24 protein-coding genes are annotated in these 25,156 nt (G+C 65.5%); 14 read left to right on the top strand and 10 right to left on the bottom strand.

Annotated elements, in window-relative coordinates; translation table 11 throughout:
• Positions 1-45 precede the first annotated feature (45 nt).
• Positions 46-1,626, top strand: a complete 1,581-nt coding sequence (locus JQ616_RS07795; RefSeq protein ID WP_212013491.1) for a GMC family oxidoreductase — start codon at positions 46-48, stop codon at positions 1,624-1,626.
• Positions 1,627-1,702: 76 nt separating this feature from the next.
• Here JQ616_RS07795 and JQ616_RS07790 read toward each other — a convergent pair whose 3' ends face one another.
• On the bottom strand, positions 1,703-1,966 hold the full coding sequence (locus tag JQ616_RS07790) for a tautomerase family protein (RefSeq protein WP_212013490.1): 264 nt from the start codon (positions 1,964-1,966) through the stop codon (positions 1,703-1,705).
• A gap of 154 nt (positions 1,967-2,120) precedes the next feature.
• Here JQ616_RS07790 and JQ616_RS07785 point away from each other — a divergent pair, with 154 nt between their 5' ends.
• Both JQ616_RS07785 and JQ616_RS07780 read left to right on the top strand, forming a co-directional pair.
• A complete protein-coding gene (locus JQ616_RS07785) occupies positions 2,121-3,098 on the top strand; it encodes a GlxA family transcriptional regulator (protein WP_212013489.1) in 978 nt (325 codons plus the stop codon).
• Between the two features lie 192 nt (positions 3,099-3,290).
• Positions 3,291-4,520, top strand: a complete 1,230-nt coding sequence (locus JQ616_RS07780) for an ABC transporter substrate-binding protein (RefSeq protein WP_212013488.1) — start codon at positions 3,291-3,293, stop codon at positions 4,518-4,520.
• 66 nt (positions 4,521-4,586) lie between these two features.
• Here the strand turns inward: JQ616_RS07780 and JQ616_RS07775 are convergent, their stop codons facing one another.
• The 3 genes from JQ616_RS07775 to JQ616_RS07765 form a co-directional block, all read right to left on the bottom strand.
• The gene (locus tag JQ616_RS07775; protein WP_212013486.1) at positions 4,587-5,654 is read right to left on the bottom strand and encodes an ABC transporter substrate-binding protein; all 1,068 of its coding nucleotides are present in this window, start codon (positions 5,652-5,654) and stop codon (positions 4,587-4,589) included.
• A gap of 90 nt (positions 5,655-5,744) precedes the next feature.
• Positions 5,745-6,803 carry a dipeptidase gene (locus JQ616_RS07770; protein ID WP_212013485.1) on the bottom strand — a complete coding sequence of 353 codons (1,059 nt, stop codon included), beginning with the start codon at positions 6,801-6,803 and terminating at the stop codon, positions 5,745-5,747.
• Positions 6,804-6,865: 62 nt separating this feature from the next.
• Positions 6,866-9,139 (bottom strand): hybrid sensor histidine kinase/response regulator, encoded by a 2,274-nt coding sequence (locus JQ616_RS07765; protein WP_249136568.1) that lies wholly within the window; start codon positions 9,137-9,139, stop codon positions 6,866-6,868.
• A gap of 289 nt (positions 9,140-9,428) precedes the next feature.
• Here JQ616_RS07765 and JQ616_RS07760 point away from each other — a divergent pair, with 289 nt between their 5' ends.
• Positions 9,429-11,729 (top strand): NF038122 family metalloprotease, encoded by a 2,301-nt coding sequence (locus tag JQ616_RS07760; protein WP_212013484.1) that lies wholly within the window; start codon positions 9,429-9,431, stop codon positions 11,727-11,729.
• A 67-nt stretch (positions 11,730-11,796) separates the two neighbouring features.
• Here JQ616_RS07760 and JQ616_RS07755 read toward each other — a convergent pair whose 3' ends face one another.
• Positions 11,797-12,567 carry a gamma-glutamyl-gamma-aminobutyrate hydrolase family protein gene (locus tag JQ616_RS07755; protein ID WP_212013483.1) on the bottom strand — a complete coding sequence of 257 codons (771 nt, stop codon included), beginning with the start codon at positions 12,565-12,567 and terminating at the stop codon, positions 11,797-11,799.
• Positions 12,568-12,847: 280 nt separating this feature from the next.
• Here JQ616_RS07755 and JQ616_RS07750 point away from each other — a divergent pair, with 280 nt between their 5' ends.
• Entirely contained in the window at positions 12,848-13,993 is a 1,146-nt protein-coding gene (locus JQ616_RS07750) for an AI-2E family transporter (protein ID WP_212013482.1), read from the top strand.
• Positions 13,994-14,000: 7 nt separating this feature from the next.
• Here the strand turns inward: JQ616_RS07750 and JQ616_RS07745 are convergent, their stop codons facing one another.
• The 4 genes from JQ616_RS07745 to rplM form a co-directional block, all read right to left on the bottom strand.
• On the bottom strand, positions 14,001-14,237 hold the full coding sequence (locus JQ616_RS07745; RefSeq protein ID WP_212013481.1) for a hypothetical protein: 237 nt from the start codon (positions 14,235-14,237) through the stop codon (positions 14,001-14,003).
• Positions 14,238-14,281: 44 nt separating this feature from the next.
• Positions 14,282-15,499, bottom strand: a complete 1,218-nt coding sequence (locus tag JQ616_RS07740; RefSeq protein ID WP_212013479.1) for a GGDEF domain-containing protein — start codon at positions 15,497-15,499, stop codon at positions 14,282-14,284.
• Between the two features lie 248 nt (positions 15,500-15,747).
• Positions 15,748-16,224: a 30S ribosomal protein S9 gene (rpsI, locus tag JQ616_RS07735; protein ID WP_212013477.1), complete on the bottom strand. Its 477-nt coding sequence runs from the start codon at positions 16,222-16,224 to the stop codon at positions 15,748-15,750.
• Positions 16,224-16,688, bottom strand: coding sequence for a 50S ribosomal protein L13 (rplM, locus tag JQ616_RS07730; protein ID WP_212013475.1), 465 nt, complete (start codon positions 16,686-16,688; stop codon positions 16,224-16,226). The genes rpsI and rplM overlap by 1 nt, the downstream gene beginning before the upstream one ends.
• Between rplM and JQ616_RS07725 the strand changes: the two genes are divergently transcribed.
• On the top strand, positions 16,687-16,824 hold the full coding sequence (locus tag JQ616_RS07725; protein ID WP_212013473.1) for a hypothetical protein: 138 nt from the start codon (positions 16,687-16,689) through the stop codon (positions 16,822-16,824). The genes rplM and JQ616_RS07725 overlap by 2 nt on opposite strands.
• Positions 16,825-16,844: 20 nt before the next feature.
• Here JQ616_RS07725 and JQ616_RS07720 read toward each other — a convergent pair whose 3' ends face one another.
• Complete coding sequence (locus tag JQ616_RS07720) at positions 16,845-17,270, bottom strand: PaaI family thioesterase (RefSeq protein WP_212013471.1); 426 nt, start codon at positions 17,268-17,270, stop codon at positions 16,845-16,847.
• A gap of 70 nt (positions 17,271-17,340) precedes the next feature.
• Between JQ616_RS07720 and JQ616_RS07715 the strand changes: the two genes are divergently transcribed.
• The 8 genes from JQ616_RS07715 (at position 17,341) to nadC (ending at position 25,153) form a co-directional block, all read left to right on the top strand.
• Positions 17,341-18,168, top strand: a complete 828-nt coding sequence (locus JQ616_RS07715; RefSeq protein WP_212013469.1) for an enoyl-CoA hydratase — start codon at positions 17,341-17,343, stop codon at positions 18,166-18,168.
• Positions 18,169-18,175: 7 nt separating this feature from the next.
• Positions 18,176-18,760, top strand: a complete 585-nt coding sequence (locus JQ616_RS07710) for a CoA-binding protein (RefSeq protein WP_050405660.1) — start codon at positions 18,176-18,178, stop codon at positions 18,758-18,760.
• 148 nt (positions 18,761-18,908) lie between these two features.
• Positions 18,909-20,189 (top strand): O-acetylhomoserine aminocarboxypropyltransferase, encoded by a 1,281-nt coding sequence (locus JQ616_RS07705; RefSeq protein ID WP_212013468.1) that lies wholly within the window; start codon positions 18,909-18,911, stop codon positions 20,187-20,189.
• A 149-nt stretch (positions 20,190-20,338) separates the two neighbouring features.
• On the top strand, positions 20,339-20,743 hold the full coding sequence (locus JQ616_RS07700) for a hypothetical protein (protein WP_212013466.1): 405 nt from the start codon (positions 20,339-20,341) through the stop codon (positions 20,741-20,743).
• 14 nt (positions 20,744-20,757) lie between these two features.
• On the top strand, positions 20,758-21,717 hold the full coding sequence (locus JQ616_RS07695; protein WP_212013464.1) for an NUDIX hydrolase: 960 nt from the start codon (positions 20,758-20,760) through the stop codon (positions 21,715-21,717).
• A 54-nt stretch (positions 21,718-21,771) separates the two neighbouring features.
• On the top strand, positions 21,772-22,758 hold the full coding sequence (gene nadA / locus JQ616_RS07690; RefSeq protein ID WP_212013462.1) for a quinolinate synthase NadA: 987 nt from the start codon (positions 21,772-21,774) through the stop codon (positions 22,756-22,758).
• A complete protein-coding gene (locus JQ616_RS07685) occupies positions 22,755-24,305 on the top strand; it encodes an L-aspartate oxidase (RefSeq protein WP_212013460.1) in 1,551 nt (516 codons plus the stop codon). Before nadA ends, JQ616_RS07685 begins: the two co-directional genes overlap by 4 nt.
• Complete coding sequence (gene nadC / locus JQ616_RS07680) at positions 24,302-25,153, top strand: carboxylating nicotinate-nucleotide diphosphorylase (protein ID WP_212013459.1); 852 nt, start codon at positions 24,302-24,304, stop codon at positions 25,151-25,153. The genes JQ616_RS07685 and nadC overlap by 4 nt, the downstream gene beginning before the upstream one ends.
• Positions 25,154-25,156 lie beyond the last annotated feature (3 nt).

The following is a 25,156-nucleotide window of genomic DNA, read 5'->3' as shown; positions in this document are numbered from 1 at the left end:
CAGCATCACGGAGAACCTTGAAGACCTCACGGAGTGGAATGACAGATGTACGATACGATCATCGTGGGCGCAGGTTCGGCCGGCTGCGTGCTGGCCAATCGGTTGTCCGCCGATCCCACCCGCAAGGTGCTGGTGCTGGAAGCGGGCCGCGCCGCGCCGCTGGCATCCGACATCCCGTCGGACTGGCCGACGATGTTCAACACCGCGGTCGATTGGGGGTTCTACACCGAGCCCCAGGCCGGCTGTCGCGGCCGCCGGGTGTTCTGGCCGCGCGGCAAGATGATCGGCGGCTCCGGCGCGATGAATGCAATGATCTACATCCGCGGCCTGCCCTCCGACTATGACGGCTGGGAGAAGGCCGGTTGCACCGGCTGGGGCTGGCGCAACGTGCTGCCGGATTTCATCGCGTTCGAAAACAACGCCGACTTCACCGACAGCCCCATGCACGGCACCAAGGGCCCGCTGTATGTCGCCCATGTGCCCTTCGTCGACCCCAATGAGCAGCGCTGGCTGGACGCCGCCAAGGCCGCCGGCCACGCGCACAATCTCGACTTCAACGGCGCGAGCCAGGAAGGCGCCGGCTTCTTCCAGTTCGTGATCAAGCAGGGCGAGCGGTTCGGCACCGGCAAGGCCTATCTGCGCCCCGCGCTGGAGCGCGCCAATCTGACGGTCAAGACCGGCGTGCGCGTGATCCGGGTCGTCATCGAGAAGGGCCGCGCCACCGGCGTCGAATATCTCGAGAACGGCCAGCTCAAGACCGCACACGCGGCGAGCGATGTCGTGATGTCGTCAGGCGCGATCGGCTCCGCGCAGCAATTGCTGCTGTCGGGCGTCGGCCCGGCCGATGAACTGAAGGCCGTCGGCGTGACGCCGGTGCACGATCTGCCCGGCGTCGGCAAGGATCTGCAAGACCACATCAACATCCCCATCACCTTCTACACCAGGGAGAAGATCGGCGTCGGCGCCTGGACCGACGAGAGCCTCGAGGTCAGCCTGAAGCAGTGGCAGGACAGCCGCAGCGGTCCCCGCTCCTCGCCCTGGGTCGCGGCCGGCGCGCATGTCCGCAGCCGCCCCGATGTCGAGCCCGATTTGCAGCTCTATGGCGCCATCAGCCCGCACCGCGACTATGTGCGCTTCCTGTCCTCGAAGCCGGGCATCACCCTGCACTCGACCTTGCAGCGGCCGAACAGCCGCGGCGAGCTGACGCTGCGCTCGGCCGATCCGCTCGAATATCCCGCGATCGATCCGCGCTATTTCTCCTCCGATCCGAGCGACCGCGACATCGCAACGCTGGTCGAGGGCGTGCGGATCAACCGCCGCATCGCGGCGCAGTCGCCGCTGAAGGAGCTGATCGAGGACGAGATCACGCCGAGCGTGGAGGCGACCAGCGACGCCGACATCGCCGACTACGTCCGCGGCCATTGCACGACGCTGTATCATGCGTCCTCGACCTGTCGGATGGGCAATGACGGGATGGCGGTCGTGGATTCCCAAACCTTCAAAGTCCATGGCCTCGAGGGCCTTCGCGTCGCCGACGCCTCGGTGATCCCGATCATGATCTCGGGCAACATCCAGACGCCCACGATCCTGATCGCCGAACGCGCCGCCGCCGCGATCGCCGCCTAACGCATCTTCGCCGATCTCTCCGATCGCGGCGTGCAAAAGGCGCTTCCACCGGAAGCGCCTTTTGTCGTCGCGGCCGTTACACTTTCGCCTTGGCGACCCGTCGCCCGCCGGCGTCGAGCGGCCCGAAGTTACCCGCGATCACGTCCGGCGACGGGATCATGCCGCCGAGCGACCAGCTCGCCGGCTCGCCTTCCTCGATCTTGACCCAGACGTTGCGGCGGAAATCGGGGTTACCTTGGCCCTCGATCTCGACCATGAGATCGGTGACGCGCTCGAGCATCGCCTTCTTCTGCGCGACGTCGAAGATGCCGCGGACGGTGGAAATGGTGACGTAAGGCATGGTCTCTCTCCATTGCTGAGGTTGTGACAACGATAGCGAAGATGGACCGCCACGGCCCAATCAGGCAGTGGCCGATCAGACAGAGATCGGGCAATATCTGCCATCGCCCGATCGTGCCGATCGGGTAGGATGACGGCAGATTCCGGACGTCCCCATGAAGCTTGCGATCCTCGCGCTGGAAGGCTGTATGCAATCGGCGGTCGCCGGCATCGCCGACATCCTCACCCTCGCCAACCATGTGATGCAGCTGCGCGGCGGCAAGGCGCGGTTCAGCTGGCAGACCCTCTCGCTCGACGGCAAGGCGCTGCGCGCCGGCGGCGGAAAGCTGCTTGCGGTCGATGGCGCCATCGGCAAGCGAATGGCCTGCGACGCGATCATCGTGCCGGGCAGCCTGGTCGATCATCTGACCGCCGAGCGCCTGCAACCGCAATATGACCGGGCCGGCGCCTGGCTGCGCCATCAACATGCCAATGGCCGGCTGATCGGCGCCTTCTGCAGCGGCGTGCTGCTGCTCGCTAATGCCGGCCTGCTCGACGGCCGCCGCGCGACCATCACCTGGTGGCTGCAAAGCGAGCTGCGCCGCCGCCATCCCAAGGTCGACCTCGCCGGCGACGCCGTTATCACCCAGGCCGATCGCCTGGTCTGCGCCGCCGGCCCGATGTCGTGGGTCGATCTGCTGCTGCGGCTGATCGAGCTCGTCGAAGGCGCGGAGGTCGCAAAGGTCTGCGCCGACTATGCCGTGATCGACACCGCCCAGCGCACCCAGGCGATCTTCATGCCGCTCGGCTACATGTTCGGGCAGGACCCTCTGCTGATCAAGGCGGACATGCTGGTGCGCCGCACCGGCAAGGCGCCGGTCACGGTGCGCAGCCTCGCGCATGCGCTGGGCCTGAGCGAGCGCACGCTGAACCGCCGCTTCCGCGAATTGACCCACGAGCCGCCGCAGGCCTTCATCATGCGTCGCCGCGTCGAGCACGCCCGCACGCTGCTGGAGACCACGACGCAGCCGATCAAGTCCATCGCCCGCGCCACCGGTTACGAGGACGAGAGCAGCTTCCGCAAAGCCTTCCGTAAGCTGACGCTGCTATCGCCCCAGGCCTACCGCGCACAGCGCGCGATGCGTGCGGCATAGCGGCAGAACTCCCGGAACACTACGGTCAGCAACACTGACGAACCGCGCGCAGCGATGCGACGCGGCACGCAATCTGCGACGTTCGGAATCGACAATGATCGGTGCCGGGTGTTCACTCGCGGTACGGGCCGCGAAAGCGGCCTCGATACAATCAGACGCATTTATTTTGTATTTTGCATGGGGAGAAACGAGATGTCCTTCGTCGCTCGACGAATGGCGGCGCTTTCGACCGCCATCATTACTCTCGCTGTCTGTGCCGGCAGCGCATTTGCCCAGAAGAAATACGACACCGGCGCAACCGATACTGAGATCAAGATCGGCAACATCATGCCCTACAGCGGACCGGCATCCGCCTATGGAACCAACGGCCGGGCCCAGGCGGCCTATTTCCGCAAGATCAACGCCGAGGGCGGCATCAATGGCCGCAAGATCAATTTCATCTCCTATGATGACGGCTACAGTCCGCCGAAAGCGGTCGAGCAGGCGCGCAAGCTGGTCGAAGGCGACGAGGTCTTGCTGATCTTCGCCGCACTCGGCACCGCATCCAACGGCGCCATTCAGAAATACATGAACACAAAGAAAGTGCCGCAGCTGTTCATCCAAACCGGCGCGACCAAATGGAATGATCCGCAGAACTTCCCGTGGACCATGGGCTGGCAGCCCAGCTACCAGAGCGAGGGACGGATTTACGCCAAGCACATCTTGAAGGAGCGGCCGAATGGCAGGATCGCTGTCCTCTACCAAAACGACGATTACGGCAAGGATTATCTCAAAGGCCTGAAGGACGGTCTTGGCGACAAGGCGGCGTCGATGATCGTGACCGAGGATGCGTATGAGGTCGCCGAGCCGACCATCGACACGCACATCGTCAAGATGAAATCGATGAATGCCGATGTCTTCGTCGACATCGCCACGCCGAAATTCGCGGCGCAGGCCATCAAGAAGACTGCCGAGATCGGCTGGAAACCGTTGCACATCCTCAATTCGGTCGGCTCCTCGATCGGCGCCGTAATCCAGCCTGCGGGCTTCGAGAATGCACAAGGCATCATTTCAGTGGCCTACCTGATGGATCCGCTCGATCCGCAATGGAAGGACGATCCCGGCATGAAGGCGTTCGACGAATATCTCGCCAAATACTTCCCCGAAGGCAACCGGGCCGACAGCCTGGTGATAACGGGTTACAACGCCGCTCAGACGCTGGTTCAGGTGCTGAAGCAGTGCGGCGATGATCTCACCCGCGCGAACGTGATGAGACAGGCCGCCAACCTGAAGGCTTTCCGCACCAAAAATCTGCTGCCCGGCATCACGATGAACACCAGCCCGATCGATTTCGCGCCGATCAAGCAGATGCAGCTCAGACGGTTCAAGGGGGAGCGATGGGAGCTGTTCGGGCCCATGCTCAGCGCGGAGGTCGGGGGTTAGCCCGGCGCCGCCCAATCCGTATCGTTGCCCCGGCATGCGCCGGGACGACGATGCGGTGCCTGACGTCTATACGCGAAACAGCTTCGCGTAGCGCGCCTTGATCTCCTCGCTCTGCGCCTGCACCTGGGCCGGATCGGCCTTCAGCATCTTCAATTTGTCGAGCGGTACGTGGCCAGCCTTCTCCTTCACCTTGCCGTGGAACGAGCGGTGCGCGAACTCGTCGGCCAGCATCTGCTGGGTCTCGGCGCTGAAGAAGAAGCTCTGGAACAGCCGTGCCGCATTCGGGTTCGGCGCGCTCTTGAAAATGCCGCTCGGCACGATGATCAGCGGCGAGCCCTCGGTCGGGTAGACCACCTCGACCGGCTTGCCCTGGTCCTTGGCCAGCACGAGGTTGTAGTCGTTGCCGTCGGCCATGACCGCGCGCTCGCCGAGCAGGATCTTCTTCGGCGGATCGGCCGCAGACTGCACCTGCATCACCCGCTGCTGCGCAAGCTTTTCCAGATACGGCCAGCCGAGGTCGCGCGCCAGCACGAAGGTCGCGGTCATGATCGCGCCGGAATAGCTCGGGTGGCCCTTGACGATCTTGCCGCGCCATTTCGGGTCGAGCAAATCGGCGTAGCTCTTCGGCGCCTCCTCGCGCTTGACCTGATCGGTGTTGTAGCCGATCACCTCGAACCAGGCGCAGGACGTCGCGGAGGTGCCGTCGGGATCGATCTGGTCGGCGGGAAAATTCCTGACGACCTCTTCCGGCAGGTAGGCCGCGAGCCAGTCGTTCTTCTTCCAGTCGAGATAATGCGCGGGATCGGTCGAGTTGGCGACGTCGACGGCATGGATGCCGCTGCCCTGCTCCTGCGCGATGCGCTGGAAGATCCGCTCCGCGCCGGAACGTTCAACGCGGACGGCGATCCCGGGATATTTCTGCTCGAAGTCACGCGCGAGCCGCTCGGCGGTGTTCAATTCCAGCGCGCTGTAGAACGAGATCTTGCCTTCCTTCTTGGCCGCAGCGATCAGCTCCGGCGTCACCGCTTCCGCCGGCGGCGCCGCCGCCCTTAAGGGTTCGGCGAACACCATGCCGGCCGCGGTCGCTGCCGTCACCTTGAGCCAGTCGCGTCTCGACCATGTGCGGTCCTGCATGTCACGCTCCCTGAATCGGGCCGTTGACCGGCCGCGCCGTTGTTGTTCGCCGACAATAGATCACGATCGATGGAAAGTGTGCAGCGGTTTTCACCGCCAGCTTTGGCGCAGCACCCGCATCCAATTGTCGAAGGCGATTTTGCGCAGCGTGGCCTCATCGAAGCCGTGCGCGCGCAGGCCCTGGATCAGGTTCGGCAGATGGCTCGCGTCCTTGAGCGGACGTGGCATCACCGCACCGTCGAAGTCGGACCCCAGCGCCACATGATCGTCACCCATCCGCTCGATCAGATAGCTGAGGTGGTCGACGACCGTCTCGATCGGGGCGTCCGGATCACTGCGCCCGTCCGGGCGCACCTCGGAGACACTGAAATTGAAACCCACGACGCCGCCTGATGCCGTGATGGCGTCGAGTTGCCGATCGGTGAGGTTGCGAGTCGCCGGGCAGACCGCATGCGCACAGGCGTGGGTGGCGACGATGGGTGCCGTGCTGATCGCCACCAGATCCCAGAAGCCGCGCTCGTTGAGGTGCGCTGCGTCGACCATGATGCCGAGCTGATTGCAGGCCTTGACCAGCGCTTTTCCCGCATCCGTCAACCCCGGACCGGTATCCGGCGAGCGCGGATAGGCAAACGGCACGCCGTGGCCGAAGATGTTGGGGCGGCTCCAGACCGGACCGAGCGACCGCAGACCGCGGGCATGGAGCGCCGCCAGCCCGTCCAGGTCGGCGTCGATCGCTTCGGCGCCCTCGAGGTGCACCACAATGACAAACGCACCGTCTCGTCGTGCCGCCTCGATCTCATCCACCGTGGTCGCCCGGCGGATTTGTCCGTCGGCGCGCGCCACCATGCGCTCCAGCGCGCTCAATTGCGCATCGATGGTGCGGTGCGCGTAGGCGGCATCGATCGGATCGGCAAGACGCACCTCGTAGCCGTCGGCGGTGCGGGTGAAATCGCCCTGGCGCGGATGCTCCGCCTTGGCGTACAGCGCGAACAGGCCACCGACCATGCCGCCTTCCCGGGCGCGCGGCAGATCGAGGTGGCCCTGCTCCGCGCGGACCAGGAAATCCCGTCCATCTTCCCGGTATTCAACGAGCTGCTGAGCCGCGTCGTTGTGGCCGTCGAAGATTGCGATCTTGCTGTGGTCCTGCACGCGCGCTGCTCTCCCTCGCCTGCCATTCGCCGATCAGCGTAGCGCGCAGGATGGTTCGAGCGCTACGTCTTCTCGGGCGGATTCTCGCGCATGAAGCGTTCGAGATCGGGCTGCACGGAGTAAGGCTGCGGAACCGGATCCCCCTGGAAGTCGATCTGAAGATCGAGGCAGCGCCGCAGCATGCGCGCCAGCTCGCTGCGCCGATACGGCTTGGTCAAGAGCGGGATGCCGTGACCGCTGCGCCCCTGCTGTGCCGGCAGCACGCCGTCGCTGTAACCCGAGGTGAACAGCACCCGCAGCGCCGGCCGCCCGACCATCAGCCAATCGGCGAGCTGCCGGCCGTTCATGCTGCCGGGCATCACGATGTCGGTGAACAGCAGATCGAACGCGGAGCCGGAGCTGACGATCTCGAGCGCGGCGTCCGCGTTCGCCGCCACCAGCACCTTGTAGCCGAGGCTTTCGAGCTGCTCGGTGACGTAGGCACGGATCGTGGGATCGTCCTCGACGCACAGGATGGTCTCGCTGCCGCCCCTGACCGGCTGATCGTCCTCCTCGGCGGCGCGCGGCGCAGCGCCGTCGGCCTTGGGCAGATAGATCCTGAAGATCGCGCCGCGTCCCGGCTCGCTCTTGACCTCGATCCCGCCGCCGCTCTGCTTGACGAAGCCGAACACCATGCTGAGCCCGAGCCCGGTGCCCTGCCCGACCTCCTTGGTGGAGAAGAACGGATCGAAGATCTTCTCCAGATGCGACGGCGAAATCCCGGTGCCGGTGTCGCTCACCTCGATCACGAGATGGTCGCCTGCACGCTCGACGCCGCGCGCCACGGCGTCGGGAACGCCGAGCTGGACGTTGCGGGTCGTAAAGGTCAGCGTGCCGCCCTCGGGCATGGCATCGCGCGCATTGATGGCGAGATTGACCAGCGCAGCACCGAGCTGGCTGCGGTCGACAAAGGCGAGCCAGGCGCCGCGGCCAAGCTCCGTCCTGATCTCGGTCTGCGAGCCGAGTGTCTGCGACAACAGCCGCACCACCTCGTCGATCAGGTCGTTGACGTCGGTCTCGGCCGGCTGCAGCGGCTGCTTGCGCGCGAATGCCAGCAGGCTCGAGGTGAGCTGCGCGCCGCGATCGGCAGCATCGCTGATCAGTTTGGCGATCGCGGCAAGCTGCGGGTTGTCCTTGACGCCGTCGGCGAGGATCTCGACCGTGCCGGTGATCACGGTCAGCATGTTGTTGAAGTCGTGCGCGATGCCGCCGGTCAGTCGCCCGAGCGATTCAGTTCGCTGCGCCTGGATCAGCTGCTCCTCGGCGATCCGGCGCTGAGTGATGTCCCGGACGAAGGCATTGATGACATAACCGTCGCCGCGCTTGAGCGCATTGAGCGAGACCTCGACGAAGAAGCGGTGGCCGTCGCGGTGCACGGATTCGGACTCGTATCGCATCCCCATGCCGCCGCCGGCGGTCTCGTTCAAGAACCGGGCGATCCGCTGCCTGTGCGCATCCCGGAGTTCTTCCGGAAACACCAGCTCCACCACCCGGCAGCCGATCGTCTCGGATCGCGTCCAGCCGCTTAGTGCCTCGGCCTGCGGGCTCCAGTCGAGCACGATGCCGTCCTGGTCGGTCTGGACGAAGGCGTCGAGCGCGGTCCTGATGATGGCCTGCGCCATCTGCTCGCTGTCGACCAGAGCCTGATGCGCCCGCCGCTGCGCCGTGACGTCGTGCAGCACCGCGACCGCGCCACGCAAATTGCCGGCGTCGTCGCGCAACGGCCTGGCATTGGCGACGAGGCAAACCTCCGGATCCCGCGACAGAGGTCTTACGATCAGTTCGAAATCGTCGATGTCATCGCCGCGCAGCGCGCGCGCCACCGGCGTGTCCGAGATCGGCATCATGGTCGTGCCGTCGGCAAAATAATTCTGGAACGAGCGAACCCCGGTCAGGGTGTCGAAGCCGGGTTCGACACTATACAGCCGCCGCGCCGCGGCGTTGGCGATCACGACCACCCCATGCTGGTCGACGACCACCACCGGATCGCGGATGCTCTCGATGGTCTTCTCCAACAGGATCTGCCTGCTGCCCAATTGCGCCGACAACTCGGCAAGCGTCGCGGCGAGCCGCGACGCCTCGGGATTGCCATCAGGGCGGATCGGCACCGGCTCGCCACGAGACAGCGTCTCCGCAGCCCGTGTCATCTGGGCGAGCGGCTCGGACGTCGACCTCGTAATCCCCTCAGCACTCATCAACACCACCGCAACCGCGCCAGCCGCGAGCAGGATGCCCGGCCAGCTGACGCCATGGATGAAGCCCAATGCGAGCAGCAGCACGACGACCGGAAGCATCATCCCGACCGCCAGACGGCCCGACAAATTCATCCCGACCAACCCCACGCGTCGGCTGCACCCGAAAATGGAAAAGGAAAAGCAGTATTCGGAAAGGGGCCGTCGGCGCCGGAGCAATATCCCTGTTGCTTAGCCGAGTCCGACTCGGTAATCCGCCACTTTCGTATCCGTATTAGTACGGAGGATGCCCGCCCCCGGCGCCGGTTGATCCGGGTCTGACGCCGGATAGTCCAAGCTTCGTCCGCCCAGCTGACCTATCCTGGTGCCGACGCCGCATGCCGGGGAGGCATCGTTGCAGATCAACATCATCTACGACAGCAGCGTGAATAGCGCTCCGGCCGCGTTCAAGACCGCGGTCTCCTACGTCGTGAACCTGCTCGACGCCGCCTTCACCAACAACGTCACCCTCAACATCCATGTCGGTTGGGGCGAAATCGGTGGCGCAGCGCTCAACGCCAACGACCTCGGCGAAAGCGAGGAAGCCGAAGCGCCGCGCTATGACTACACCACGATCCGGGACGCGCTGATCGCCCATGGCACCTCAGCCGACCAACTCGCCGCCTTCGCGACGCTGCCGGCATCCGATCCGACCGGCGGTGGCGTGTTCGACATCGGTCGCGCCGAGGCCAAGGCGCTCGGCCTGATCAATGCCGATGACACCACCATCGACGGCTGGGTCGGCTTCAGCACCAGCGCCAACACCGACTGGTCGTTCAATCCCACCGCAACGCCGGGGCCTAACCAGTATTACCTGGTCGGCAGCATCGAGCACGAGATCACCGAGGTGATGGGCCGTGACTCCGAGCTCGGGGTCAAGGGCGAGCACTATTCCAACGGCTGGGGCGTCCCCGACCTGTTCCGGTTTTCTGCACCCGGTGTTCGCGAACTGGCGTCCGGCGCGGTCCACTCCACCGGCTATTTCTCGATCGATGATGGCGCGACCAGCCTCGGCAGCTGGAACAACCACATCGCCAAGGGCGATCTCGGCGATTGGGATTCCGGCTACGGCTCCGGCGGCGGGCCGGGCCCGTTCGGCAACGACTCCTTCAACAATGAGAGCGATTACGGCGTCATCAACGGCCTGACCCAGAATGATCTGACCTTGATGCAGGTGCTGGGATGGGATCCGTCGCTTCCCGACAATTTCGTGATCAACGGCGAGATCTATTACGTCGCCTCCGGCCAGACCGCCGCCAACCTGGTCGTGCAGCCGGGCGGCACGCTCGATGTCTCCGGGATCGCCGACAGCGCCATCCTGCACGGCGGAAATGCCGAAGTGTACAATGGCGGCGTCATCCACGGCATCACGGTCGAGGCCGGCGCCACGCTGAACGTCGATGCCGGCGGCAGCGCCGACGGCGTGTTCATTGCGGGCGGACTTGCGGATTTCAACAACAACGCCTCGACCGGCACGACCCCGATCGTGTTCGAAGGCAGCGGCGGAACGCTGGAGATCGACGGACACGCAGCGCCCACCAACGTCATCAGTGGTTTTGCGATCGGCGACACCATCGACTTCTACGGCGCCAACATCGGCAGCAACGCCACGGTCGCGCTGCTGCCCGGCAACGTGCTCGAGCTCGCCGAGCACAACAAGACCTACGACTTCCAGCTCGATCCGAACGACAATTTCGCCGGTCAGACCTTCGGTGTCGGCGGCGACGGCTATGGCGGCACCGCGATCTACCTACTGCCATCGGTGCTGTCGGTGACGACGAGCGGCACCGGGATCACGGATGGAAATGGCGATCTCGACGCCGGTCACAGCGTAACCTTCACGCTCAACATGAGCGATGCCGTCACTGTGGACACCACGCATGGCACGCCGACCCTGCTGCTCAATGACGGCGGTGTCGCGACCTATGCCGGCGGCAGTGGCAGCGACGCCCTGACCTTCAGTTATGCGGTTGCTGCCGGCGACAACACCGCCGATCTCGCGGTATCGGGATTCCAGCTGCACGGCGCATCGCTGACGGACACCTACGGCCACCAGGCGAGCATGATCGGTGCGGCCACCAATCCCAACGGCATCCTGCAGATCGACACCACCGCGCCGGAGACGTCAGGCGTCACCGCTGCACCCATGACCGGCACCGAGACGGCGGGAGCGTCCATCGGCTTGACGCTGGCTTTCAACGAAGCCGTCACGGTGTCGGGCGGCACGCCCTCGCTCACGCTCAACAATGGCGCGAACGCGATCTATGATACGGCGGCGACCATGGCGCTGCACGATCCGACCAAGCTCGCCTTCGACTATCTGGTGTCAGGGAGCGACAATCCGACCTCGTCGCTCGCCTTGACCGGCGTCAGTCTCAACGGCGCTGCGATCGCCGACCTCGCCGGCAACGCCGCCGACCTCTCGCATGTGAATGCGAGCTTCGCCGGCCTGTCCGTCAACGATGCGCCGGCCTTCTCGGATTCTGGCCTGACCCGCCCCGAGCTGCATTTCGGGACCGCGGACAACATCGTCCTCGACAGCAGCACCTCCAGCTTCGCCTCGGCTTACGGCCTCGAATATCTCTATCTCGGCTTGCCCGCCGGCACGCCCTACCCACCGGTGCCGGACACCAGCAGCGGATTTCATCTGGTCTAAGTGCACACGACGTTGTCGCGGCGGATGGCACCGCAGCGGTGGATTTGCAGGGACGACGCAGAGCTGCTTACGCCGCCCGTCGCCGCTCGCGCAGCGCGTCGCCGAAGGCCTCGAACAAGGCGCGGTTGATCGGATTGCGCTGCGGATCGTATTCGGCGTGCCACTGCACGCCGAGTGCAAACCCGGGCGCGTCCGCAATGCGGATCGCCTCGATGGTGCCGTCCTCGGCAATGCCCTCGATCACGACGCGCTTGCCGGGCTCCAGGATGCCCTGGCCGTGCAGCGAGTTGACCCGGATGGTCTCGCGGCCAAGGATCGTTGCGAAGGCGCCGCCCGGGGTCAACGCGACGTCGTGACGGTCGGCGAACACCACGGTCGGATCGGGATGGATCTCGCCGTTCTCGAGCCGCGGCATCCGGTGGTTCATGCGGCCCGGGATCTCGCGGATCTCCGGATGCAGCGAGCCGCCGAACGCGACGTTCATCTCCTGCAGGCCGCGGCAGATACCGAAGATCGGCACGCCGCGCGCGACGCAGGCCTCCGACAGCGCGAGCGCCACGTCATCGCGGTGGATGTCGTAGGGCTCGTGGGCCGCGCAGGGCTCGGTGTTGAAGCGGGTCGGATGGACGTTGGCGCGGGCGCCGGTCAGGACGACGCCGTCGACCACGTCGAGCAAGGCGCCGACCTCGGTGATTTCGGGGCTGCCCGCGAACATCAGCGGCACGGCACCCGAGACCTCGGCAACCGCGCGAAGGTTGCGCTCCCCGACCATCTGGACTGTGAAACGATTTTCGATGCGATGGGCGTTTCCGATCACGCCGACCACGGGCCGTCTCATTATTGAAGTCTCGCGCAATGATTCTTCTAAGTTTGCGACGTTGCGGAGACGATCATGCCTTCGAGTTCCCGCCGGATCAACCGTCTATTCCTGCACAGGGGGGCTTGCAGTCCTGCACAGATTGCCGCCCCGCCGGCCCCAAATCCAGCCGGACGCCCGGCAGATCGTCCCCGTCGCCACGGCGCGTCAGCGGCAAACCGGCACGGCCCGCCCAGCTTGATCCCGGCGGCATTTTCGCCAAAGACTGCTCCGGACACCGTCCGCGAAGGGGGAATCACCCGTGACTGACTCGGCTGACAATCGCCTGCAGGCCCGCAACGACCTGGCGTGGGCGATCGCCGTCGGCGGCATCGGCATCGTGCTGTTCGCCGCCCTGCTGCTGTTCGCTTGGCAGTTCGCCGCGACGCTGTTCCTGCTGTTCGCGGGCATGCTGCTCGGGGTCGGCCTCAATGCCATGACCACCCTGCTCGGCCGGCTGACCGGGCTACCGCACGCACTGCGGCTTGCGATCGTCTGCCTGGCGATGGCCGGGCTGTTGTCAGGCATCGTGTTCCTCGGCGGCACCACCATCGCGCAGCAGGCCACCGTGCTGAGCAACACGATCAAATCGCAGCTCGGCAGCGTCAAGGAATTCCTCGAGCAGCACGGCGTCGATACCAGCTATCTCGATTTCGCCAATGCCGCCGGCGAGGCTAAGGGCGAAGGCTCCGCGGTGGCGACGACCACATCGACCCCGGCGGCGGCGTCCCAGTCCCATGGCATCCCCGGCGCCGGCGCGCTGGCCTCCAGCGGCGGCGCCATCATCAGTCAGACGCTGAAAGTGCTGCTCGGCACCGTCAGCGTGGTCGGCAACTTCTTCATCGTGCTGTTCCTCGGGCTCGCCTTCGCGGTCCAGCCCAGCATCTACCGCGCAGGGCTGTTGTTCATCGCGCCGGCCAAATACCGCGCGCAGGCGACCACCATCGTCGACCGCATCGGCGAGACGCTGGAGCGCTGGCTGATCGCCCAGATCATCACCATGGCAGCGGTGTTCCTGGTCACCTGGATCGGGCTTGCCATCATCGGCATTCCGAGCTCGTTCATCCTTGGCATCCAGGCCGGCCTGCTGGCCTTCATCCCGACGGTCGGCGCCATCCTCGGCGGCCTGATCGTGGTACTGGCGAGCCTCGCGACAGGATGGATCGCGGCGCTGTCCGCCTTCATCCTGTTCCTCGGTGTCCACGCGCTGGAAAGCTACGTGCTGACGCCGATCATCCAGCGCCAGGCGCTCGACATCCCGCCGGCCACGCTGTTCGCGTTCCAGATCCTGCTCGGCGTCGTGTTCGGCATCTGGGGGCTAGCGCTGGCCTTGCCGCTGATGGCGATCGCCAAGGTGATGATCGATCACTTCAAGGCGGAGGATCAGGCACCAGCGCACACTGTGTGAGGGCGTCTCAGGAGAGCAGCAGGACCGTCCCCACGACCATCAGCAACACGCCGAGCAGCATCACGATCGGCCAGCGGCTCCTCGGCGCCTGGTATCGCCCTTGCGCACGCCGTTCGGCGATCAGCGCGGTCTCGTATTCATCGGAGTCCGAGAACAGGCAGGCGAAGCCGCGGCCTGCCGAAGCCGCGTCGGCTTCGAGCGACATCAGGGCGGATTGCAAATTGCGGCTACGGATCGACTCCATGTTCGAAAGCATGGGATCGAATGGTTAACCAATCGTTGCCGCATTCATATCCGGACGGCCGCGGGCTTCTGCCGCGCCGCTGCGGGCAGGCCCGCGGTCTTGCGCCGCCAATTCTCCAGCGACAGCGGCAGCTCCTCCGCCGCCTCGACGCGATTGCGGCCGCCGCGCTTGGCCTGATAGAGCGCGGTGTCGGCCGAGGCCAGCAGCACCTCGAGCTCGGTCCCGGCGGGACCACCGGCGACGCCGATGCTGACGGTGGTGTCGACTGCACCTTCCTCGCAGCTGATATTGCTGTTCGCGAAGGCTTCGCGCACCCGCTCGGCGACCAGGACGCCCTCCTCCAGCGAGCACGGCAGCAGCGCCGCGAATTCCTCGCCGCCGATCCGGCCCGACAGATCGCTGATCCTCAGACTGTTGACCACCACGGCGGAGAACAGTTTCAGGATCTCGTCGCCCGCGGGATGGCCGAACCGGTCGTTGATCGACTTGAAGTGATCGATATCAAAGATCATCACCGTGACCGGCCGGCCGGCGACAGCCTCGCGCTCGATCACCCGTACGCAGGCCTCGGTGAAACCGCGGCGATTGAGCATGCCGCTCAACGGATCGATCGACGCGGCCGTCTTGTGCACGGCCACCGCGCGATCCGACACCATCATGAAGATCACGAACACGGTGCCGATCGCGTACAGCACGAGCTCGATCGAGAACAGCGTGACCCAGAAGCTGGAGATGAAATCCTGGCCGTTCAGGCGCAGCAGGTCGCCGACCAGGATCGGGAGCATCAGCACGCAGCCGTGGGCGACCGGGATCACGATCGCAATCCAGCGCCGCTGCATCGAACGGCGGCGCTCGCTCCAGAGTTCGGATGCGGTGAGCGCCGCGTAGATCGCGACGATCCCGGCGCCGATGGTCAGGCGCACCGCCGGATCCTGCACCGTCGTCACTGCACCGATCCACGCGATCGGGCCGAGCAGGAGGCCCGGCAGATTGGCTTTGCGGCCGTGGAAAATCCGCGCAGCGTTCCAGACCATGCCGCAGGCGGCGAAGCCGATCGCATTGAGGCCCAGCAGCACCATCGGATCGAGCATCGCGCTGCCGACCGTCCACAGCGCGACCGAAGCCGCGCCGAGCAGATAGGCGGTGCCCCACCATTTCAGCGCGGGAATGTTCTCCTGCCTGCCGAACAACCACAGCATGGCGCCGAGCATGCCCGCGACCATGGTGGCGAACAAATAGAGCGTCGATGGATCGAACGACATAAAGTCACCCCAGCCCGGTGTGATGCAACGTTCGCAGGCGCAATTAATACGGTGATGCAGCGCCAGTGCGAGATCGCACGCTAGAAGCCCCGAGTTCCAATTTCGTTTGCACGCACACGCAAGTTTTCATGAAAAACTGCGCTAATTCGCGTTGAAGCACGCGGCATCGGACGCAGCAAAAAGGGCGCCTCGCGGCGCCCTCTGCAACTCGATGCTCGCGGCAATTGCCGCGAATTTTACAACTCGAATTAGCGCTTCGAGAACTGGAAGGACTTGCGGGCCTTTGCCTTGCCGTACTTCTTGCGCTCGACCGAACGCGAGTCGCGGGTCAGGAAGCCGCCCTTCTTGAGGACGCTGCGCAACTCGGGCTCGAAGTTGGTCAGCGCCTTCGAGATGCCGTGGCGAACCGCACCGGCCTGGCCGGACAGACCGCCGCCGGCGACGGTGCAGATCACGTCGTACTGGCCGTTACGGGCGGCAGCGACCAGCGGCTGCTGGATCATCATGCGCAGCACCGGGCGGGCGAAGTAGACTTCGAACTCGCGGGTGTTGACCGAGATCTTGCCCGAGCCCGGCTTGACCCAGACGCGGGCAACCGCGTCCTTGCGCTTGCCGGTGGCGTAGGCGCGATTGAACTTATCGACCTTCTTGACGTACTTCGGCGCGTCGGGCGCGGCCGGCTTGACCTGCGAGAGCTGGTCGAGGGACTGCAACGTATCGGACATTATGCGGCCCTCGTGTTCTTGCGGTTCAGGGAAGCGATATCGACCTTCTCGGGGCTCTGGGCCTCATGCGGATGCTCGGCACCCGGATAGACGCGCAGATTGCCCATCTGCATGCGGCCGAGCGGACCGCGCGGGATCATGCGCTCGATCGCCTTCTCGACGACGCGCTCGGGGAAGCGACCCTCGAGGATCTGCTTCGCGGTGCGCTCCTTGATGCCACCGATGAAGCCGGTGTGCTTGTAGTAGGTCTTCTGCTCGCGCTTGCGACCGGTCAGCACCACATGCGCGGCGTTGACGATGATGACGTTGTCGCCGCAATCGACATGCGGGGTGTAGGTGGGCAGGTGTTTGCCGCGCAGGCGCATCGCGACGAGGGTAGCGAGACGACCGACGACCAGACCCTTGGCGTCGATCACAACCCACTTCTTCGTCACTTCGGCGGGCTTGGCCGAGAACGTGCTCATGTGTGAAATCCGTGAAAAAGAAATCGGCGCCGTATGCGCCGAACTGGGTGGGTTTCTAGAGAAGCCGCAGGCGCGCGTCAACGCCGATGCGCCGGAATTAGATCAGCAAAAACAGCAGCTTGCAAATATGGTGTGATAATACCGTGAAAAAGACTATTAGTTTGGAATGGAATAGGTCGCCGTGACATGGGCAATCGGATCGGGCGAGGTGCCGGACAGCAGGTTCACCTCGCCGACCGCAAGCCGCTTGCCGAGCTTGAGCAGCTTGGCGACCGCGAGCACATCCTGCCCCGGCTGGCCCTTCCGCAGGAAGTTGATGTTGAGATTGGTGGTGACGGCCAAGCCGATCGGCCCGATCGCCGACAGCAGCACCACATACATCGCGAAATCCGCCAGCCCCATCAGGGTTGGCCCCGATACCGTGCCGCCCGGCCGCAGCATGCGCTCGCTGAAAGCCTGGCGCAGCAAAGCCGTCTCGCCGTCGGCGCTTTCGATCCGGATGTCGTCGTAGGTGAACGCCTGCGGAAATTCCTTGCGCAGGAACTCCTCCAGTTCAGCCACGCTCATTTTCGCAATCGCCATGCGGTCCCTGCCCTCGCGTCTGCCTGCCTGTTACATTAAGTTGTCATACAGACCAAAGTGGAATTTCACCATGTCCGCCCAAGCCGTCCGCGCCGAAGCGCCGAAACACCAGCCGATCCTGCTGCGCGAGACCGTCGGCAGTATCGCGCTACTGACGCTCAATCGGCCGGCGGCGCGCAACAGCCTCTCCGAAGGCCTGATCGGCGAGTTGCATGCTGCACTGAATGAGATCGGCGGTGACAAGAGCATCCGCGCCGTCGTGCTTGCCGCCAACGGCCCGGCGTTCTGCGCCGGCCACGACCTCAAGGAGCTCACCGCGCGCCGCACCGATGCCGACCGCGGCCGCGCCTATTTCGCGCAAATCATGAACGCCTGCAGCGCGATGATGCAGGCGATCGTGCACCTGCCGAAGCCGGTGGTGGCATCGGTCCAGGGCATCGCGACCGCGGCCGGCTGCCAGCTCGTCGCAAGCTGCGACCTCGCGGTCGCCTCCGAGGCCGCAGCGTTCGCGACGCCGGGCGTCGACATCGGGCTGTTCTGCTCGACGCCGATGGTGGCGCTGTCGCGCAACGTGCCGCGCAAGCAGGCGATGGAGATGCTGCTGACCGGTGAGCCGGTCTCCGCGGCAACGGCGCAGAGCATCGGCCTCGTCAACCGCGTGGTGCCGGCAGGCACCGAACGCGACGCCGCAATCGCGCTGGCCGAGAAGGTCGCACTCAAATCGGCCTACACCGTCAAGCTCGGCAAGGAGGCGTTCTATCGCCAGTCCGAGATGAACCTCGCCGACGCCTATCGCTTCGCCGCCGAGGTGATGACCGAGAACATGATGGCGCGCGACGCCGAGGAAGGCATCGGCGCCTTCATCGAGAAGCGCGATCCGAAGTGGCAGGATAAATAAGACCAAAATGAATCACGACGCCTACGACGACAACTACATCCGCAGCATCCTGAACAACGTCAAATCGATCGCGATGGTTGGCGCCTCGCCGGTCAATGTGCGGCCGAGCTATTTCGCCTTCAAATATCTGGCGCAGCGCGGCTACGACATGATCCCGGTCAACCCCGGCCATGTCGGCAAGGCGCTGATGGGCAAGCCGTTCGTGGCGTCGCTTGCGGACATCGACCGCCCGATCGACATGATCGACATCTTCCGCAATTCGAGCCACATCATGCCCGTCGTCGAGGAGGCGCTGAAATTGTCGCCGCTGCCGAAGGTGATCTGGATGCAGCTCGGCGCGCGCGACGATGCCGCCGCCGAGAAGGCGGAAGCCGCGGGCCTCAAGGTGGTGATGAATCGCTGCCCGAAGATCGAGTATGGCCGACTGTCGTCGGAGATCTCCTGGATGGGCGTCAACTCGCGGACGCTGAGTTCCAAGCGTGCGCCGATCCCGACCCAGGGCATGCGGCTGTCGCTCAACCGCACGAGCTTTGGCGGCGGCCAGACTGCGGCATCCGACCGCGCGGCAAAGAACAAGACCGAGACCACCTGACATCGCTGCGGAATAATCGTTCCGCTCGACCGGTATAGCGTAGGATGCCGTTCCAGCAAATGGCGGCGTCCCGAACGCGCTTGACGGCGGCGGCCGCCGCCATCAGCATGCCGCGCATTTTCGACCAGGCCACAACAGGACGCAAAGAATGACCGATCGCCTTCCGGGATTTTCCACCCTCGCCGTGCACGCCGGCGCACAGCCTGATCCCACCACCGGCGCGCGGGCGACGCCGATCTACCAGACCACGTCATTCGTGTTCAACGATGCCGACCACGCCGCATCGCTGTTCGGCCTGCAGGCCTTCGGCAATATCTATACCCGCATCGGCAATCCGACCAACGCCGTGCTCGAGGAGCGCGTTGCAGCGCTCGAGGGCGGCACCGCGGCGCTCGCGGTCGCCTCCGGCCACGCAGCGCAGCTCGTCGTGTTGCAGCAGCTGCTGAAGCCCGGCGACGAGATCATCGCCGCGCGCAAGCTCTATGGCGGCTCGATCAACCAGTTCACCCACGCCTTCAAGGCGTTCGGCTGGAACGTGGCCTGGGCCGATCCCGACGAGGTCGAAAGTTTTGAGCGCGCGGTGACACCGCACACCAAGGCGATCTTCATCGAGTCGATCGCCAACCCTGCCGGCAGCATCACCGACATCGAGGCGATCGCAGCCGTTGCCCGCAAGGCCGGCGTGCCGCTGATCGTCGACAACACGCTGGCTTCGCCCTATCTGATCAAGCCGATCGACCACGGCGCCGACATCGTCGTGCACTCCCTGACCAAGTTCCTCGGCGGCCACGGCAACTCGCTCGGCGGCATCATCGTCGACGCCGGCACCTTCGACTGGTCGAAGGACAACAAGTACCCGATGCTGAGCGAGCCGCGCCCGGAATATCACGGCATCCGGATCCAGGAGACCTTCGGCAATTTCGCCTTCGCGATCGCCTGCCGCGTGCTCGGCCTGCGCGACCTCGGCCCGGCGCTGTCGCCGTTCAACGCCTTCATGATCCTGACCGGCATCGAGACGCTGCCGCTGCGCATGCAGAAGCACTGCGACAACGCCAAGGCGGTGGCGGAATTCCTCTCCACCCACCCGGCCGTGTCGGCGGTGAACTACGCCGGCTTGCCCGGCGACAGGTACAATGCCCTGCAGCGCAAATATGCGCCGAAGGGCGCCGGTGCGGTGTTCACCTTCAGCCTCAAGGGCGGCTATGACGCCGGCGTCAATCTGGTGTCGAACCTGAAGCTGTTCTCGCACCTCGCCAATGTCGGCGACACCCGCTCGCTGGTGATCCACCCGGCGTCCACCACCCACAGCCAGCTCGACGACGCCGCCAAGGTGAAGTCCGGTGCGGCGCCCGAGGTCGTGCGGCTCTCGATCGGCATCGAGGACAAGGAAGACCTGATCGCCGACCTCGACCAGGCCCTGCGCGCCTGATCCCGCGAACGCTCCGGAGCGGTGCGGCGCATCGCTCCGGCATTTCGCCCGGCGGCCTCGTTAACGCTTAATACCGACGGGCCTCTCGTTAACGTTCAATCCGGCATAGAGTGGCAGTGATAGGCTCCGGATGATTCGGGAGACCATGAATGCTGCGCTGGATATTGCCGCTCGCGATCGCGCTGTGCGCGATATCGCCTGCTGACGCCGCCGACGCCCCTGTCGTCGTCAAGAGCCCAACCGTCAAGGCCGCACGCCAATTGCCGGCTGGCCTGCCGCGCCGGCATTATGTTTACCACACCACCATCACAGGGCCGACCTATGTGCGGCGCGGACGCCAGCTCGTGGTCGTCGAGCCCACGGTGATCCCGCTCAATGCAGAGCCGGTCGTCCCGTACATACCGGGTGAACCGCTGCTGCCGGGATCGTCGTCGCTGCCCGGCTATTATGGCAACTGGCATTCCTACAACTATAACGGCCCTTATTACGGCGGCGCCTATGTGACCTATTGGGACCGCCTGCCCTACGCCTGCGGCATCTACGGCTACTGCTAGCCCGGGACGAACGCGTGGCCAGATCGCCGCAGAAGAAAACCAGCCCACCGGCTTCGGGAAATGCCGTCACCGCCGACCTCGTCGCGGTGCTGGTCGCCGTAACAGACGGCGCGCCCAAGATCGTGACCATCGCCGGCGGCTCGGCGCTGCCGAGCGGCCCGTTCGAATTCACCCACCGCTCACTGCAGACCGCGCTGCGGGCCTGGGTCGAGGCGCAGACCGGCCATCCGCTCGGCTATGTCGAGCAGCTCTACACCTTCGCCGACCGTGGCCGGTCCGGCGACGCCAAGGGGCCACACAGCGTCTCGATCAGCTATCTCGGCCTGACCCGCGAGGACCGGGTCGGCGAAGGCTTCGAGGCGCATTGGTCCGGCTGGTACGACTATTTCCCCTGGGAGGACCATCGCGCTGGCGCACCGGCATGCCTGGCCAGGATCATCGCACCGAAGCTGAAAGCATGGGCGAAGGCCGCGGCTTCACCGACGCTGCAGCGTGAGCGCTGGCAGCGCTGCGCGATCACCTTCGGCCTCGACAATCGCGACTGGAACGAAGAGCTGGTGTTGCAGCGCTACGAGCTGCTCTGGGAGGCCTCGCTGATCCCGGAAGCCGGTCGCGCGCATGGCCGCGAGGCGCCGCTCGTGCCAGGCAAGCCGATGACGGCGGATCATCGCCGCATCCTCGCGACCGGAATCGCGCGGCTGCGCGCCAAGATCAAATACCGCCCGGTGGTATTCGAGCTGATGCCGGCCGAGTTCACCCTGCTGCAACTGCAACGCAGTGTTGAGGCGCTCGCAGGCCGGCTGGTCCACAAGCAGAACTTCCGCCGGCTGATCGAGCAGCAGGAACTCGTTGAAGAGACTGGCGCAATGGCCGCCGATACCGTCGGACGGCCGGCCAAGCTGTTCCGCTTCCGCCATGCCGTATTGGCCGAACGGGCCGTCGCCGGGACCAAGCTTCCGCTTTCACGTACTTGACACGCCTTATGCTCAGGATAAGTATAAGCCATCTTATGCTCACGGAGAGTATAAATGGTTGCACTCGATACCGATCTGCTCACCCGCACCGCGCCGCTCTATGAGCGCGTCAAGCGCGTCATCCCGCCGTTCGAATGGGCCACTTTCGCCGAGGACGTCGACGCGATCCTCACGCTGAAACGCCGACGCAACGCGGTGGTGCTGGCGCACAATTACCAGACCCCGGAGATCTTCCACGGCGTCGCCGACATCGTCGGCGACAGCCTGTTGCTCGCGCGTGAAGCGACCAAGGTCGACGCCGATATCATCGTGCTCGCCGGCGTGCACTTCATGGCCGAGACGGCGAAGCTGCTCAATCCGGCCAAGACCGTGCTGATCCCCGATCTTGCCGCTGGCTGCTCGCTGGCGGATTCGATCACGGCCGAGGATGTCCGGCTGATGCGCGCGCGATACCCGGATGCGCCTGTGGTCGCCTATGTGAACACCTCGACCGCGGTGAAGGCGGAGTCCGACATCTGCTGCACGTCGGGCAATGCGCTCAAGGTGGTGGAGTCGCTCGGCGCCGAGCGCATCATCATGCTGCCTGATGAATATCTGGCTCAGAACATCGCCAAGCAGACCAGCAAGAAGATCATCGCCTGGAAGGGTCATTGCGAGGTGCACGAGCTGTTCACCGCCGACGACGTGCGCCAGCTGCGCGAGAATTATCCCGATGTCACGGTCCTCGCACATCCGGAATGCCCGCCCGAGGTGGTCGCGGAAGCGGACTTTGCGGGATCGACGGCGGCGATGCAGTCGTTCGTCGAGACCAAGCGCCCGCCGCGCGTCGTGCTGCTGACGGAATGCTCGATGAGCGACAACATCGCGGCCCGCAATCCGGATGTCGACTTCGTCCGCCCCTGCAATCTCTGCCCGCACATGAAGCGGATCACGCTGAAGAACATCCGCCACGCGCTGGAAACCAACCAGCACGAGGTCACGATCGATCCTGCGATCGCGGAGCGTGCGCGCCGGAGCGTCGAAAGGATGCTGGCGATATGAGCACCGATATGTCCGATCTCAACAGCCGTCCTGTCATCATCGGCGGCGGCGCCGCGGGGCTGATGACCGCACTGAAACTTGCGCCCGAGCCGGTCGTGCTGCTGTCGAAGTCGCCGCTCGGCGCCGAAGCCTCCAGCATGTGGGCGCAAGGCGGATTAGCCGCGCCAGTCGGCCCGGATGACAGCCCTGCCCTGCATCTCGCCGATACGCTCGCCGCCGGCGCCGGCCTTTGCGACGCGGCCGCAGCATCGCGCATCATTCATGCCGCACCCGCGGCAGTGGAGCATCTCGCCGAGGTCGGCGTCGCCTTCGACCGGCGCGCCGATGGCAGCTGGCGCCTCGGGCTCGAGGCTGCGCATCGCTGCAATCGCATCGTGCACGCCACCGGCGACGGCACCGGCCGCGAGATCATGCGCGCGCTGATTGCGGCGGTCCGTCAGACGCCGTCAATCACGCTGCTGGAAGGCGTCGAGGCGCGCCGGCTGCTGGTCGAGGACAATGCGGTCAGGGGCGTGCTCGCAGCCAGCGATCGCGGCGTGCTGACGATCGCAACCAACCGCGTGGTGATTGCGACCGGCGGCATCGGCGGGCTATTCGCCGACAGCACCAATCCAGGCGGCTGCTTCGGGCAGGGACTCGCGCTCGCCGCCCATGCCGGCGCAAAACTGTCGGACCTCGAGTTCGTGCAGTTTCATCCGACAGCCTTCGACGGTCCGTCGCGGCCGATGCCGCTGCTGACCGAGGCGATCCGCGGCGACGGCGCGATCCTGATCGACGAGACCGGACAGCGCTTCATGGCCGATCAGCCCGGTGCAGAACTGGCACCGCGCGACATCGTCGCGCGCGCCGTCTGGCACCACCGTGCGGCGGGGCATCGTACCTTCCTCGATGCGCGCAAGAATCCGGGCGCGGATTTCGCACGGCGCTATCCGGTGATCAGCGCGTTCTGCAAGATGGCGGGCATCGATCCCGTCCACGATCCGATCCCGATCCGGCCGGCGGTTCACTACCACATGGGCGGCATCGCTGTTGACGGCTTTGGCCGTAGCAGCGTGCAGGGTCTGTGGGCCTGCGGCGAAGCCGCACGCACCGGCTTGCACGGCGCCAACCGGCTCGCCAGCAACTCGCTGATGGAAGCGATCGTCTGCGCGCGCTGGGTCGCCGAAAGCATCGAGAGCGTGGGCACGGGTCCGCGCGCGATGCTGCGCGAGGACGCGCTGCCGCCGGCCCCCGATCCCTCCGCGGTGCGGCCGATCCTCACCCAGGGGCTGGGCGTGCTGCGCGACCACGATGGGATCGCGCGCGCGATCCGAAACCTCTATCCGCTCGCGCGAAGTCCCAGCGCTGCATCCGACGCAGCATTGGTTGGCTTGATGATCGCGGTTGCCGCCATCCGGCGCGAGGAAAGCCGTGGCGGCCATTTCCGCACCGACTTCCCGCACACCGCTGTGTCGGCAGCGCCGTCCACCCTCACCCGCGCCGATGCGCTCGCCGCCGCGCGCGACATCGTTGAATCCAAGATATCAGCCAGGAGTGCCCTGTCATGACCCTCAATCCCCTGTTACCCCTGTTGTACGAACCGATCGTGCAGACCGCGCTACGCGAGGACCTCGGCCGCGCCGGCGATATCACGGCGGACGCGATCGTGCCGGCCAGCCAGCAGGCACGGCTGGTGATGCGGGCACGGCAGCCCGGCGTGATCGCCGGCCTCGATGTCGCCCGCACGGCCTTCCAGACGGTGTCGCCGGCCGTCGAGCTGCGCGCCGAGCGGCCCGACGGCAGCGCGGTCGAGCCCGACCAGGTCATCGCGATCATCGACGGCCCGGCCCGCAGCCTGCTCACCGCAGAGCGTACCGCGCTGAATTTCCTCTGCCACCTGAGCGGCGTTGCGACCGCAACCGCGACGCTGGTCAAGGCCGTCGCGGGCACACGCGCGCAAATCGTCTGCACCCGCAAGACCACGCCGGGACTTCGCGCGCTGGAGAAATACGCCGTGCGCGCCGGCGGCGGCGGCAACCACCGCTTCGGCCTCGACGACGCCGTACTGATCAAGGACAATCACATCGCGCTCGCCGGCGGTATTCGCACCGCGATCGAACGTGCCAAGGCCAATACCGGACATCTGGTCAAGATCGAGGTCGAGGTCGACACGCTGTCGCAGCTCGAGGAAGCGCTGGCGCTTGGCGTCGATGCGGTGCTGCTCGACAACATGACGACCGAGCAGCTCGGCCAGGCGGTCGGGATGGCGCGCGGCAAGGCGATCACCGAAGCCTCCGGCCGCATCACGGCAGCGACCGCCGCGGCGATTGCTGCCACCGGCGTTGATCTCATCTCAGCCGGCTGGGTGACCCACAGCTCGGCCGCGCTCGATATCGGGCTCGACTACCTGTCCTGATCG

This window comes from Bradyrhizobium tropiciagri (assembly GCF_018130545.1).
In the GTDB taxonomy this organism is placed as follows: Bacteria; Pseudomonadota; Alphaproteobacteria; order Rhizobiales; family Xanthobacteraceae; genus Bradyrhizobium; species Bradyrhizobium tropiciagri_A.
The sequence above is the reverse complement of the archived record's forward strand: the minus strand, read 5'-3'. Positions and strand labels throughout refer to the sequence as shown.